Source organism: Pseudomonas sp. SWRI179 (genome assembly GCF_014268705.1).
Taxonomy (GTDB): Bacteria; Pseudomonadota; Gammaproteobacteria; order Pseudomonadales; family Pseudomonadaceae; genus Aquipseudomonas; species Aquipseudomonas zanjanensis.
Genome location: NZ_JABWRA010000004.1, coordinates 1 through 15,614, shown reverse-complemented (window position 1 = coordinate 15,614; position 15,614 = coordinate 1). Strand labels below are relative to the sequence as shown.

Sequence of the window (15,614 nt, the reverse complement as noted above, 5' to 3'; positions counted from 1 at the left end):
GCACATGTTTTCTTTCGAACACTGGATCGACGTGCTGGAAACCAACGCCCAGCACTTCCCTCAGCGTGCCGCCCTGCATTTTCTGCCTGACGGCGTAGAGATCGGCGAAACCCTGACCTTTGCCCAACTGCACGAACAATCCCGTTCCCTGGCGGCCGCGCTGCAAACGCGCTATGCCCCGGGTGATCGCGTGCTGTTGATGCTGCCCAGCAGCCTCGACTACGCCCGCGCCTTCTGTGCCTGCCTCTATGCAGGGCTGATTGCCGTGCCGTTGTTTCCACCGCCGTCGCGCAAACCGCGTCACCTCGACCGCGTCCGTAACGTGGTGGTGGATGCCGAGCCGGCGCTGATTCTCGCCCCGGCGGAGTATTGCGAAGGCTTGCTGGAACTGGTGGAGGGACGCGTCGATGTCCTGACCGTCCAAAACCTGAACACGCCACCGGCCAGCCAATGGCAACGCCCGACCATCGACGGTTCGACCGTGGCCTTCCTGCAATACACCTCGGGCTCCACCGGCTCGCCGAAAGGCGTCGAAGTGCGTCAGCGCAACCTGATCGCCAACGTCGAGCTGATGCGCCAGGCCTACGATTTCGACGAACACGGCGCCATGGTCAACTGGCTGCCGCTGTACCACGACATGGGCCTGATCGGCGGGATGCTGGCCCCGCTCTACAGCGGCATGCCGTGCTACCTGATGGCGTCCCAGACCTTCGTCAATGCACCGTCGACCTGGCTGCAGGCGTTGAGTCGCTACCGCGCCACCGCCAGTTTCGCCCCCAACTTCGCCTATGCCCTGTGCAACCGCGTGGTCAGCGACAACCTGATCGCGCAACTCGACCTGAGCGCCTGGAAACACGCCATCAACGGCGCCGAACCGATCCACCCCGGCACCCTGGAGGCTTTCGCCCAACGTTTTGCCGCCTGTGGTCTCAACCCGTTGGCCATCAGCCCCGGTTATGGCCAGGCCGAAGCCACCCTGTGCGTCAGCGCCACGCCGGCCGACGCGCTGCCGGTGGTGCTGCGCCTGGACAAAGCCGTGCTGGAGAGCGGTCGCGTAGCACTGGCGGCGGCCGATGCCGCCGCCGTGGAATTCGTCGCCTGCGGTTACCCGCAAGCCTTGCACAGCATCGCCATCGTCGACCCGCACACCTTCGAGCAATGCGCCGCCGATCGCATCGGCGAAGTCTGGCTCAGGGGGCCGAGCAACGCCGAATCCTACTGGAAGAATCCCGAGGCCACTCGCGAAGCCTTTGAAGCCCAAATTGTCGGTTCGTCGGAGCATTACCTGCGCTCCGGCGACCTGGGTTTCATGCACGAAGGCCAGGTCGTGATCTGCGGACGGCTCAAGGACCTGCTGATTCTCAATGGGCGCAACCTCTACCCCCACGACATCGAATTCGCCATTACCGATGCCGAGCCGGGCATCCGCACCGGACGCATTGCCGCCTTCTCGGAAATGGACCCGGCGTTGGGCCGCGAGAAGTTGGTGATCGTCGCCGAGCCGCAACGCAAGTTCGTCGACCCGGCGCACCACCCGGCGCTGTTCGCGTCGATGCAAAACGCCGTGCGTGAAGCCGCCGACTGCGGCATCGACCAAATCGTGCTGGTGCAAGCCGGCACCATCCCGATGACCACCAGCGGCAAGATCGCCCGTCAAGGCGCGCGCAAGCAACTGGCCGCGGGCACGTTGAGCATCATCGCCCAGAGCGGTGCAACGCTGGCTTCGAATGGCGAGGTCCTGGACCTTGCCCAGCTCAAGCACCTGGCGAGCGAAACGCCGCAACAGGCCCAGGCCGCCTGCCGCCGATGGCTGGAGCAGACGCTGCACGCGGTCAATCCGTATTTTTCCGCCGACTTCGACCTCAGCCTGATCGGCCAAGGCCTGGACTCCATCGGCGTGGCCGACTTCGCCGCGCGCCTGCACAAGGACCTGGGCTGGAACCTCGACACCCAGGACTTGTTTGGGCAAACCACCCTGGGGCAATGGGCGCTGGCCCTGCAAAACTTTCTGAATGAACCGGCGCCGACGGCCGAGGCTTCGACCGCGCGGGCTAACCTCAGCCAGGGGCATCAATCCTTCGCCCAGCGTCGCCTGTGGTTCCTGCGCCAACTGAACCCGGACGACACCCGCCACAACCTGGTGCTGCACCTGCGCCTGCAAGGTCCACTGGACATCGAGGCGCTGGCCCTGCGCTTGAACGCGCTGGTGGCGCGGCACGGCGTGTTGCGCACGGTGTACCGCGACGGTGTCGAGGGCCCACAACAACAGGTATTGCCGGCCACGGCGGTCGCGCTGGTCCATCACGACTTACGCGAACAGAATGAAGCGCAGCAACAACAGACGCTGAGCGAGCGCCTGGCCCATGAACACGCCACCCCTGTCGATCTGCAAGCCGGCCCGCTGCTGCGGGCACAGTTGCTCAGCCGACATGAGCAACAGCATGACCTGCTGCTGACCCTGCACCACATCGCCTTCGACGGACGTTCGGCGCAAGTGCTGCTGGCGGAACTGGCAGGCTCGACAGACGCCGCGCTCCCGGGGCAATACCTCGATTTCGCCCAGTGGGAAGCCCGGCACTGGAGCGAACAGCGGATCGCCAGCGAGCAGGACTTCTGGCGCGAACACCTGGCCGGCATGCCCCAGACCTTGGAGCTGGGCGGCAACGGCCAGGCCCCTGGCGAACACAGCCTGGACTTCAACGTGCCCCAGGCCCGCTGCGAGCATTTGGCAACGCTGGCCCGGGAACAAGGCATGACCTTGTTCATGCTGCTGCTCGCCAGTTACCAACTGGTGCTCAAGCAACTGGGTGGCCAAGCGCAATTCTTGCTGGGCACCGACGTCAGCGGCCGGCCACTGGCTGAGCACAACGACGTCATCGGTTTCTTCGTCAACCAGTTGACCCTGCGCTGTGACCTGCGTGGCGAAGCGACCCTGGGCGGGTTCCTCGAGCGGGCTCGCGATGAAGCGCGCCTGGCCTACGCCCATCAAGGCCTGCCGTTCGACCTGGTGGTCTCGGCCCTCGCGCCGCAGCGCCGGCCCGGTCACTCGCCGCTGTTCCAGGTCAAGCTCAACTATCAACCGTCACGGGTGACCCCGACCACCATCGCCGGCGCGCAGCTGTCCGCGCTGGACGTGGCCCAGGCACCGGGGGATTTCCACCTGGTGCTCGACCTGGTGCACGGCAATGAAGGTCTCGCCGCGACGCTCAAGTATCGCGGCGAATACTTCGACCAAGGCCGTGCCCTGCGCCTGCAACACCTGTGGACGTGCCTGCTGGAGCAACTCCCCAGCCTGCTGGACGAGCCGTTGCCGGCGCTGGCCGAGCGCATCGACAGCTGGGACCAGGCCTTTGCCCGTGAGCGGCAACACTCCCAGGCGCTGGCCGGTCGCAGCCAGATGATGCAAGCCAAACGTCGCTCCTTGTCCCTTTAACCGAGTCGGATGCTGTTATGTCTATCGTGCCCCCATCGCCCCGCGCCCTTGGCGCCGTGCGTCGCAAAGCCATGAACGTCTCGGAACAACAATTGGTCACCGAGCGCCTGCTCAGCCCCGATCACGCCCTGCCCCTGGTGATCGAGCCCGCAGTCAGTGGCGTCGACCTGGTGGCCTGGGCCGCCCGGGAACGCGAGTCGCTGGAAAAGAAGCTGCTGCAGTACGGCGCCCTGCTGTTCCGTGGTTTCAACGTCGCGTCCGTCGAGCAGTTCGACCAGGTGATCGCCGCGCTCTCCCCCGGCGCGCTGGAATACATGTTCCGCGCCTCGCCCCGGACACGGGTCGGCGGCAACATCTACACCTCGACCGACTACCCGGCCGACCAGATGATTTTCCCCCACAACGAGCACTCCTACTCACCACGCTTCCCGTTGCGGCTGTTCTTCTACTGCCAAGTGCCGTCCGAGACCGGTGGCGAAACACCCATTGGTTCGACCCGTGCCGTGAAGGCCAGGATCAGCCCGCAGATCGAAGCGCGGTTCCGGGAAAAAGGCGTGCTGTACGTGCGCAACTACGGCGACGGTTTCGGCCTGCCATGGCAGACCGTGTTCCAGTCCGAAGACCGCGGCGAAGTGGAAGCCTACTGCGCCAGCGTCGGCATCGACGTGGAATGGAAAGACAACAATCGCCTGCGCACCCGCCAACGCGGACCCGCCGTGGTGCGCCACCCGCGCACCGGCGAAGAAGTCTGGTTCAACCACGCCACGTTCTTCCACATCAGCACCTTGCCCGGGCGAATCCGCGATTCGCTGCAAAGCAACTTCAACGACCTCGACCTGCCCACCAACACCTTTTATGGCGATGGCGAACCGATCGAGCCAGAGGTCCTGGAGTCGCTACGCGCGGCCTACCTCGACTCACTGGTGCGGTTCAGTTGGCAACAGGGGGACGTGTTGTTCATCGACAACATGCTCGCCGTGCACGGTCGCGAACCCTTCACTGGCAAGCGCGCCATCATGACCGGCATGGCTGAAGCCCTGCTGTCGAGCGACGTTGCCGTCTGACATTCAACGGGTCCACCCGCCGTTCGCAGGAGGCTTGCCCGACCTATGTCCAGCAAGCCCCGGCGTCTGTGCGGTGATCCAGGCTCAAGCCCTTTTCCAGTCGAGATGAACATGAGCGGACTTCAAGGTTTTCGTATTTCCCCGCAACAGGCATCGGTCTATCCCCACCTCAACGGCGCGACGCAGCACCCGTTCAGTTGCCATTTGCAATGGTCGCTGTCGCAAGCGTTGGACATCGATACGCTGAACAACCGCCTGCAGGCGTTGGTGGCCGGCAGTGAAATCCTGCGCACACGCCTGATGCCCGTGCCTGGCCTGCGCCATCCGGTGCAGGTGATCGACGAAACCGCTGCACTGGCGGTGACCCTCCAGGACCTGCGTCAACACAGCCGCGCCGACCAGGACGCCGCCCTGGCCCAATTCGCCAGCCAGCCTCGCGACTGGACAATCCCTTTGCACGTGACCCTGGCGCGCCTGGACGATGAACAAACGGTCCTGGACCTGGCCGCGGCCAGCAGCCACTTCGACCTCGCCAGCCTGAAATGGCTGGCCGCCGCATTGCTGCAAGACACCGCCACCGACCTGTCCGAGACCCTGCAGTACGCCGACTACGCCGAATGGCGCTGGAGCCTGGTCGAAGACGCGCCGGACCATCCGGGCGTGAGCTTCTGGCAACCCTCGGGCGAAACCGAACAGACCACCTTGCAGCTGCCGCTCGAAGTGGCCATCGATGGCGGGTTCGCGCCGACCCGATTGGACCTGACACTGGCGACCGACCTCGCTCGCCACCCAGCCCTGACCTCGGATCTGCTGCTGGCGGCATGGGCAGCGGTGCTGGGACGATTGGCCGGCCAGCAACAGGTACCGCTCATCCTGATCCATGAAAGCCGCGGTGCGGAACTGGAAAGCACCCTGGGCCTGTTCGAGCAGTGCCTGCCCGTGAGCATCGAACTGGACGCCCAGGCGACCCTGCTGGAGCAAAGCACGCAAGTGGCTGTCACCCTGGAACGGGCGGTTGGCTGGCAGGACTACTACACCGGCACCCTCAACGGCGGATACGCCTTTGCCTGGCGCTCGGGCGATGCCCAGGAGCGTCATGCCAGCGCGGTGATGAACCCGCTGAAAGCGTGCCTGAACGTGCGCCAATTGCCCGATAGCCTGCACGCGCAACTGGTCTACGACCGCCATGCCCTCAGCGCCGAAGCCGCCGGCTGCCTCGCCGAGCAATGGCTGCAACTGTTGCAAGGCGCACTGGCCGAACCGCAACGGGCCTGGGCGCAGTTGCCCCTCGGTGGTGCGCTGCAATCGCGGTTGATCGGCACCGGCGCGGACGTGCCGTCCATCGAACCGGTGACGCTGGTGGAATTGATTGCTCGCCAGGCTCGCCAGCAACCGAACGCCATCGCCCTGAGCGACCAGCACGGTGACCTCAGCTACAGCCGCCTCGACGCCTGCGCCACGCAATTGGCCCATCGACTGGTCGCCGCCGGCATCGGCCCTGGGGTGCCGGTCGGCATCCTGTTCGCCCGCGGCAACCCCGCCATTGTCGCCATGCTCGCCGTCCTGAAAGCCGGTGGCGCCTACGTCCCCGTCGACCCGACCTACCCGGCCGAACGCCGCGCCTACATGCTCGCCGACAGCGCCATCACCCACATCGTGGTCAGCGCCGAACTGGCCGACAGCGTGCCGACCGACCTGCAACGCTTCGTGCTGGATGACCTGGCAACACCCGACCTCGGCAATTTGCCGGCGCTGCCGTTGCCGGACGCGAACGACCTCGCCTACTTGATCTACACCTCCGGCTCCACCGGTGCGCCGAAAGCCGTGGAAATCAGTCACGGCGCACTGAGCTTCTCGACCCAGGTGCGCATGGCGGCCTATGAGACGCCGGTACGCGCCTACCTGCTGCTGTCGTCGTTTGCCTTCGACAGTTCGGTCGCCGGGATTTTCTGGACCCTGGCCCAAGGCGGACGCCTGGTATTGCCCGCCCCGGGTGAAGAGCTGGAGATGGCCCGCCTGGCGCAATTGATTGCCCAGCATCAGGTCAGCCACGGCCTGTCGTTGCCGTCGCTGTATCAAGCCCTGCTCGATCAATTGCAACGCAGCGGCGCAACCGACAGCCTCGCCTGCTGGATCGTCGCCGGTGAGGCTTGCCCGCCGTCGCTGATCGCGCAACACAGCAAGACCCTGCCCCACGCACGGCTGGTGAACGAATACGGCCCCACCGAAGCCACCGTCTGGGCCACCTATGAGGTATTGGAGCCAGGCCGGAACGTCAGCATCGGCCGCCCCATCGCCGGCATGGACCTGCGCCTGCTGAACGAATTCGACAGCGCCTGCGGCATTGGCGAGCCGGGTGAAATTGTCCTCGCCGGCCCAACCCTGGCCCGCGGCTATCGCAACAAGCCCGAAGAAACCGCCAAGGCCTTCGTCACCCTGGCCGACGGCACCCGAGCCTATCGCACGGGTGACTTGGCGTGCTGGTTGGCCGACGGGCGCCTGGCCTTCCTCGGGCGCAAGGACCATCAAGTCAAGGTGCGCGGCTACCGCATCGAGCTGGGGGAAATCGAACGCCAGTTGTGCAGCCACAGCGACGTGCGCGAAGCCGCGGTGATCGTCCAGGAACAGGCCGCTGGCAAGCGCCTGCTCGCCTACATCCTCGCCGCCCACGGCTACGCACCGGACTCGGAGGCGATCAAGCGCTTCCTCGGCGAACGCCTGCCGTCGTACATGGTGCCGGCCCTGGTGCTGACCCTGCCGAGCTTTCCGCGCACGCCCAACGGCAAGCTCGACACCCGCCAGTTGCCCGACCCCGAGCAGTTCGACGAAAGCGCCCACGTGGCGCCGCGCAACGCCATGGAAACCACTTTGCAAGCCATCGTCGCCAAGGTCTTGAAGGTCTCGACGGTGAGCGTCACCGACAACTTCTTCGCCATCGGCGGCGACTCGATCCTGAGCCTGCAAGTGGTGGCCCAAGCCCACGAGCAAGGCATCGCGCTGTCGGCCAAGCAAGTTTTCGAACGCCAGACCATCGCCGCCATGGCCGAGGTCGCGCAAGTGCTGGACCCGAGCGCCGCCGAGCCGGACGCCGACAGCACCGAATTCAGCGCCTCGGGCCTGTCCGATGACGAAATGCAAGCGTTGATGGCCGAACTGGACGAGGCCGACCTGTGAACGGCTCTTCACCTCGCCACGCCATCACCGTTGCCCCTTTTTACGCAGGACGCTTTCAATGACCACCGAAAAAACCACCGGCAACCCGATCGAAGACATTTACCCGCTGTCGCCGCTGCAACAAGGGATGCTGTTCCACTCCCTGTTGCACGAAGACTCCGGGGTGTACCTGATGCAGGATCGCTACCGCATCGGCGGGGCCATCGATGAAGGGGCGTTCCTCGAATCGTGGCGCCAGGTGGTGGCGCTGCACCCTTCCCTGCGCGCCAGTTTCCAGTGGAAAAGCCAGAAGCAACCAGTGCAGGTCATCCATCGCCAAGTCAAGGTGCCGCTGGACACCCTCGACCTGCGCGGGCTCGCCCCCCATGAACAGGAAGCGCGGATCCGCACGCTGCTGGAAGACGAGCAGAAAGTCGGCTTCAACCTGTCCAAGCCACCGCTGATTCGCTTCCGGCTGGTGCGCCTGGCCGACGAGTCCTACGAATTCATTCGCAGCTTCCACCACATCCTGATGGACGCCTGGTGCATTTCCCTGGTGACCGTGGACTTCCTCAAAGTCTACGAAGCGCTGTGTAACGACCGCACGCCCGAGCTGAAAAGCCCTCGGCCGTTTCGCGACTACATCCAATGGCTGCAGCGCCAGGACGCGGGCAAGGCCGAGCAATTCTGGCGCGGCCAGTTGCAAGGCCTCAACGCGCCCACGCCACTGACCGTGGACAACGGCGTGACCCGCGACCGCTACACCGATGCGGTGCTGGTGGACGACCAACTGATTCACCTCGACGAACAGGAAACCCAGGCGCTGGCAGCGTTCTGCCGCAGTCGCCGGATCACCCCGAACACGTTTTTCCAGGGTGTGTGGTCGTTGCTGCTGTCGCGCTACAGCGGGCAACAGGACGTGGTCTTCGGCGTCACCGTGGCCGGGCGTCCGGCCGACCTGACTGGCGTCGCGGAAATGATCGGCCTGTTCATCAATACCTTGCCGTTGCGGGTTTCGGTGGACCCGAACGCCGCGCTCGGCAACTGGCTGGGTGACCTGCAAAAGCTCAACGTCGACATGCGCGACTTCGAGCACACGCCGTTGACCGACATCCAGGGTTGGAGCGATTTCCCCCGGGGCGAGACCCTGTTCGACAGCATCCTGGTGTTCGAGAACGCGCCCATCGACGAACAGATCCTCGAAGGCGGCTTCCAGTTCAGCCTCGAAGGCATGGACCACAGCGTACACACCCACTACGGCTTGACCGTGGTGATCCTGCCGGGCGAACAACTGGGCATCCGCGTGTCCTATGACCGCGAACGTTTCGATGCCGCCACCGTGCAGCGCCTGCTAGGCCACATCGCCGGCCTCGTGCGCAGCATGCTCGCCGCCCCCGACGCGCCGTTGGCCAGCTTCGAACTGCTGGCCGCCGACGAGCGTCAACAGTTGCTCGGCGAGTGGGCGCTCAACCCTCACGATTTTCCGCTGGATCAAAGCTACGCCGAGCTGTTTGCCGCCCAGGTCGCCCAGCGCGGTGATCAGGTCGCCGCGATCTGTGCCGGCGAGTCGCTGACCTACGCCGAGCTGGACCTGCGCTCCACGCGCCTGGCCCATGCGCTGCGCGAAGCCGGCGCCGGTGAAGACCAACTGGTCGCGCTGGTCGCCCCCCGTGGCCTGGCGCTGTTGACCATGATGCTGGCGGTGTTCAAGGCCGGCGCGGCGATGCTGCCCCTGGAGGTCAATCACCCGCCCGAGCGCCTGCGGGAGATCCTCGGGCTGTCCCGCGCGCCATTGCTGGTTGCCAGCGAAGGGTGCAGCGGCCTGCTCGATCAACTGCTCAGCGGCCTCGACCCGGCGCCCAAGGCGCTGTTCGCCGAGGCCAGCTGGACCGGCGGCAACGACGCGCCATTGCCGGTGCTCGCCCGCCCCGACAGCCTGGCCTACGTGCTGTTTACCTCGGGTTCGACCGGCACACCGAAGGGCGTGATGATCGAACAACGCGGCATGCTCAACAACATCTTCGGCAAGGTACCGGCCCTGGGGCTCAGCGCTGCCGACCGGATTCCCCAGACCGCGTCGGTGGCGTTCGACATTTCGGTGTGGCAGTTCCTCGCCGCGCCGGTGCTCGGTGCCACCGTGCACATTCTTCCGGATGAAGTCGCCCACGACCCGCAACGCCTGTTGCAGGTGCTCGCCAGCGAGCGCTTGAACGTGCTGGAAATCGTCCCGAGCCTGATGCGTACCCTGCTCGCGCTGTGCCCGTGCGACCTGCAATTGCCGGACCTGCGCTGGGTCCTGCCCACCGGTGAAGCCCTGCCACCAACCGTGGCCCGGGACTGGTTCGCGCGCTTCCCCGACATCGCCTTGATGAACGCCTACGGGCCGGCCGAATGCGCCGACGACGTGGCCTTTCAGCCGATCTTCGCCGCACCGGGGGCCGAGGTCAGCCACATGCCCATCGGCCAACCGACCGCCAACAACCGCCTGTATGTGCTGGACGAAGCCCTGCGCCCGGTGCCGGTGGGCGTGGCCGGGGAAATCTGTGTCGGTGGCGTCGGCGTTGGCCGCGGCTACCTGCACGACCCGCAGCGCACCGCTGAGGCCTTCATCAACCATCCTCGACTCGAAGGTCGCCTGTACCGCACCGGCGACCTGGGACGCTGGCGAGCAGACGGCGTGATCGAGTACCTCGGCCGCCGCGACCAACAGGTGAAACTGCGTGGGCACCGGATCGAGCTGACGGAAATCGAACACCGTCTCGCCCAGCACCCGAACGTGCGCGAAGCCGCCGTCCTGCTGCGGGAAAACACCGTCGGCGAAGCCTGGCTGGTGGCGTACTGGTCGGCCCATGACCAGAACGTGGGCAGTGATGGCCTGAGCGAACACTTGCGAGCGCAACTGCCGCCGTACATGGTGCCGGCGGCCTTCGTCTGCCTGGACAAACTGCCCCTGAACAATAACGGCAAGGTCGACCGCAAGGCCCTGGCCGCCCGTGAGCTGGACTGGCAGGCCGACACCCAGGAAAGCATCGCCCCGCGCAATGCGCTGGAAACCACCGTGGCCTCCATCTGGGCCGAGGTCCTGGGGCGTGACACCGTTGGTGTGGAAGACAACTTCTTCACCCTCGGCGGACACTCGCTGCTGGCGACCCAGATCGTTGCCCGCCTGCGCACTCAGTTCAAGCTCGACCTGCCGTTGCGGGTGTTGTTCGAACAGCCAACCGTGGCCTTGCTGGCCGAGGCCATCGGCGCCCGCCAGGCCGAGGCCGCCGCACCGCAAACCAACGCGCTGAGCCTGCTCAAGGCCCAACCACGCCCGCCGTTGCTGCCGCTATCGTTCTCGCAACAGCGTCTGTGGTTCATCGAGCAACTGACGCCAGGCACCACGCTGTTCAACATCCCGTTCGCCCTGCACCTCAAGGGTGAACTCAATGTCGAGGCGCTGCATGCCAGCCTCAACGATCTGCTGGCGCGCCACGAAATCCTGCGCACCGGCATCCACAGCAACGACGGCGTACCGTGCCAACGCATCAGCCCGGCGCTCGACATCGCACTGCCCTTCGAAGACTTGTCGGGCCTGACCGCCACTGCGCGCGAAGGCGCGCAGTTCAATGCCCTGCAAAACACCTTCGAGCAACCGTTCGACCTGACCTGCCCACCGTTGCTGCGGGCGCGCTTGCTGCGCCTCGCGCCGGGCGAGCACGTACTCGGCATCGCCCTGCATCACCTGGTCTCGGACGCCTGGTCGGCCACCATCGCCCTGCGCGAACTGGCCCTGGGTTATGAAGCCCGTTGCAACGGCGCCCCCGCCGAACTGCCGGCCCTGCCGCTGCAATACGCCGACTTCGCCCTGTGGCAGCGCGAGCACCTGCAAGGCGCCGAACTCAAGCGCCAGCTCGATTACTGGACCACCACCCTCGACCGCCGTGACAGCGATGCCAGTCCACTGCTGGCCTTGCCCACCGATCATCCCCGGCCGTCGGTGCAAAGCTACCGTGCCGGAATTGTCCAGCGTCAACTCAGCGCCGACCTCAGCGCCCGGGTGCAAGCCTTCGCCAGTCGCCTCGGCACCACGCCGTTCACCGTCCTCTTCGCCGGTTTCGCCGTGTTGATGCACCGCTTGAGCGGCGACGCCACGGTGCTGGTCGGCACCCCGGTCACCCACCGTGAACAGCCGGGCACCGAAGGCCTGCTGGGCATTCTGTTGAACAACCTGGCGATCCGCGCGGACTTCGAGCCGCAAGCGGACTTCACTGTCCTGGTCAAACAAGTGGCCGAACGCCTGCGCAGTGGCCTTCAGCATCAGGACCTGCCGTTCGAGCAATTGGTGGACAGCCTGCAATTGCCACGCAGCCTCAGCCATGCGCCGCTGTACCAAGTGATGGTCGCCCAGCAACTGGCCATGGAGTCGCGGTTGCGCTTCCCCGGCCTGGAATTCGAAGCGCTGGACACACCGCTGCGACACTCCGAATGCGACTTGGACCTGCACGTGCTGTGCCCGGCCAATGCGCCGATCCAGCTGGAACTGATGTTCGCCCTCGATCTGTTCGTCGTAGACAGTGCTCGCCAGACCCTCGCCCGCCTGGAACACCTGCTCGAACACATGCTCGCCGAGCCCCAGCGCCCGGTCGCCGCCTTGCCGCTGCTGATGGACGCGGAGTGGCAACGCACCGTGGTCGAGTGGAACCGTACCGAGATGGCGGTGCCGACGCACCTGACCTTCGCCCAGTTGTTCGAACAACAGGCCGAGCGCACCCCGGAGCGAGACGCGCTGTGTTTCGAAGGCCGCAGCCTGAGCTACGGCGAATTGAACCGTCGCGCCAACCAAGTGGCGCATTACCTGCGCAGCCGCGGCGTCGGGGCGAACAGCCCGGTGGCACTGTGTGTCGAGCGTTCGCTGGAGCTGCTGGTCGGCCTGCTGGGCATCCTCAAGTCCGGTGGCGCCTATGTGCCGCTGGACCCGACCTACCCGGTGGATCGCCTGGCGTACATGCTCGAAGACGCCCGACCGGCACTGTTCCTCGGCCAGCAGGGCCTGCTGGAACAGCTGGGGGCCGAACTGCCACGCTTGCGCCTGGACAGCGACGCGGCGCTGTTCGCCGACCAGCCGGACAGCAACCCCACCCCGCTCGCCGGCCCGCAAGACCTGGCCTACATCATGTACACCTCCGGTTCGACCGGTAAGCCCAAGGGCACCCTGGTGACCAACGGCTCGGTGGTCAACCTGGCCTGGGCGCGTATCCATGGCTTGTATCGCCGCTACACCGACCAGCCGATGCGCACCAGCTTCAACTACTCGTTCGCCTTCGACAGCTCGGTGGCCGAACTGATCCTGTTGCTTGACGGCCACAGCCTGTACCTGACCCCGGAAGACGTGCGCTACGACCCCGAGGCCCTGGCCGGTTTCTTCCGCGACACCCGCCTGGAGGCCTTCGAGTGCACCCCGGCACAGCTCAAGGCGCTGTTGGAAAGCGACGGCGTTCGCCGGGGCGAGGTGTACCTGCCGCGCTTCGTGCTGTTCGGTGGCGACGCGGTGGACGCGCAGCTGTGGCAACGCCTGCCGTCGATTGCCGGCAGCCGCTTCTTCAACACCTATGGCCCGACCGAATGCACCGTGGATGCCACCGGCTGCGCGGTGGATGACTTCCCGCAGCGGCCGATCATCGGCCGGCCCATCGCCAACGTGCGCACCTATGTGCTCGATGCCTTCCTCAATCCGATGCCGGTTGGCGTCCCGGGGGAACTGCACATCGGCGGTGCCGGCGTGACCCTGGGCTACCTCAACCGCGCCGAGCAGACGGCGAAGGTGTTCATCGAAGACCCGTTCGCGTCGCAGCCAGGCGCGCGGATGTACAAGTCCGGCGACCTGGTGCGCTGGTTGCCCGACGGCCAGCTCGAATACCTGGGGCGCATGGATCATCAAGTGAAGATCCGTGGCTTCCGCGTCGAACTGGGGGAAATCGAAACCCTGATCGGCGCCCAACCGGGCGTGCGCCAGGCCGTGGTGCTGGCCCGTGAAGACGTGCCTGGCGACAAGCGCCTGGTGGCCTACGTGACATGCGACCAGCAGGCCGACATCCACGCCTGGCGCAAAACCATTGGCGCCGCCCTGCCCGACTACATGGTGCCCTCGGCGTTCGTGGTGCTCGATGAGCTGCCGCTGACGGACAACGGCAAACTCAACCGCAAGGCCTTGCCGGCCCCGGATATCCAAGCCGCGCCAGACGCCCTGGACCCGCCGCGCAGCGCCGCCGAACAGCAACTGGCCGACCTTTGGTCCGAGTTGCTGAAGGTGCCATCGTCGCAGATCGGCCGTGACAGCCACTTCTTCTACCTCGGTGGCCACTCGCTGCTGGCGGCGGCGCTGTTCGCCCGCCTGCGCCAACGCTTCGCCAGCGTGCCGCCGTTGCGGGCGGTGTTCGAGCACCCGACCCTCGAGGCCTTGGCCGCGCTGCTGGGCGATCCCCTGCAAGCCCCGGAGGCGACCTTCGTCCCGGCGGTTCGTCCGGCGCGCCTGCCGCTGTCGTTCGAACAGCAACGCTTGTGGTTCCTGGAACAACTGAGCGCCGGTGGTGGCGAGTACAACGTGGTCAGCGCCGTGCAACTGGACGGCGAACTCAATGCCCAGGCCCTGCAAACGGCCTTGAACAGCGTGGTCCAACGCCACGAGATCCTGCGCAGCCGCATCGTGCGCGATAGCGACGGCGAATTGCAGTTGGTGATCGACGCGCAGGTCGACATCACCGTGCAGGTGAAGACCCTGCAAGCCGCCAGTGACGAGCAATGGCAGGCACTGACCGACGCGGCGATCCACGCAGAAACCGGCCGCCGCTTCGATCTCGCCGCCGAAGTACCCGTCCGTGCCACGCTATTGCAACGCAGCGGCGCAGCTCAGTCGCTGCTGTTGCTCAACGTGCACCACTGCGCCACCGATGACGCCTCCAGCCAGAACCTGCTGGAGGAACTGCGCCAGTGCTACACCGCCCAGTGCCAAGGCACCCCGGCGACACTGCCGGCGCTGGCGTTGCAATACCCCGATTACGCCCTCTGGCAGCGCGAACCCGGTCAACAGACCGCGTTCAGCAGCCAACTGGACTACTGGCGCAACCAACTGGAGGACGGCGACTACCTGCTGGACCTGCCGACCGCACAGGGCCGTCCAAACCAGCTCGACCCGACGGCCGGCGCGGTGCAATTGCAATTGCCGCCCGCCCTGGTGGAACGCCTGCGGCAGTTCGCCCAGCAACGCGGCGCCACGCTGTACATGCTCATGCTCAGTGCCGCGCAATTGCTCCTGGGCCGCTACGCCAACCAACGCGACGTGCGGGTTGGCAGCCCGGTGGCCCAGCGTCCATTCGCCGAGCTGCAGCCGCTGATCGGCTGCTTCGTCAACACCGTGGTCATGCGTGCCGACCTGGATCCGGCGCTGGACTTCGCAGGCTTGCTCGACCAGGTGCGCAACCGTGTGCTGGATGCCCAACAGCATCAGGACGTGCCGTTCGACCAGGTCGTCGAGCATTTGAAACCGTCGCGCAGCCTCGGCCAGACACCGCTGTTCCAAGTGCTGTTCGCCATGCAGAACGCCGACGTATCGAGCCAACCATGGCCGCAATTGCAAGTCAGCGAACGCGCGGTGACCGCCCAGGCCACCAAGTACGACCTGAACTGGGAAGTGCACGACGGCGAGGTGCTGTCGGTGTTGCTGGAATACCGCGCCGCGCTGTTCAGCGACACCACGGCCCGGCGTTGGCTGGAACAGTGGCAACAACTGCTGGAAACCATGCTCGACGCGCCACACACCCGCCTCGGTGATTGGACGCCGTTGCCAGCGGCCGAGCGTCAGCGCCAACTGATCGAGTGGAACGCCACCGAACGTCACTACAGCGGCCCGAGCAACCTGCACACCGCCCTGAGCCAGCAAGCGGCCCTGAGCCCCAACGCCCCGGCGCTGGTGTTCGAAGGCC

General features: G+C 65.9%; 4 protein-coding genes. All 4 read left to right on the top strand.

Annotation, left to right across the window (positions count from 1 at the left end; all coding sequences use genetic code 11):
• Positions 1 to 4 precede the first annotated feature (4 nt).
• Positions 5 to 3,433, top strand: coding sequence for a condensation domain-containing protein (locus tag HU767_RS03300; protein ID WP_186728507.1), 3,429 nt, complete (start codon positions 5 to 7; stop codon positions 3,431 to 3,433).
• A 17-nt stretch (positions 3,434 to 3,450) separates the two neighbouring features.
• A complete protein-coding gene (locus tag HU767_RS03295) occupies positions 3,451 to 4,497 on the top strand; it encodes a TauD/TfdA family dioxygenase (RefSeq protein ID WP_186728506.1) in 1,047 nt (348 codons plus the stop codon).
• Positions 4,498 to 4,608: 111 nt separating this feature from the next.
• Positions 4,609 to 7,671 carry an amino acid adenylation domain-containing protein gene (locus HU767_RS03290; protein ID WP_186728505.1) on the top strand — a complete coding sequence of 1,021 codons (3,063 nt, stop codon included), beginning with the start codon at positions 4,609 to 4,611 and terminating at the stop codon, positions 7,669 to 7,671.
• Positions 7,672 to 7,729: 58 nt separating this feature from the next.
• On the top strand, positions 7,730 to 15,614 hold a 7,885-nt coding region (locus tag HU767_RS03285), incomplete at its 3' end, for a non-ribosomal peptide synthetase (RefSeq protein WP_186728504.1).

Coding starts and splice junctions, on each gene's coding strand:
- HU767_RS03300 (WP_186728507.1), top strand. CDS start 5: ATGTTTTCTTTCGAACACTGGATCGACGTGCTGGAAACCAACGCCCAG.
- HU767_RS03295 (WP_186728506.1), top strand. CDS start 3,451: ATGTCTATCGTGCCCCCATCGCCCCGCGCCCTTGGCGCCGTGCGTCGC.
- HU767_RS03290 (WP_186728505.1), top strand. CDS start 4,609: ATGAGCGGACTTCAAGGTTTTCGTATTTCCCCGCAACAGGCATCGGTC.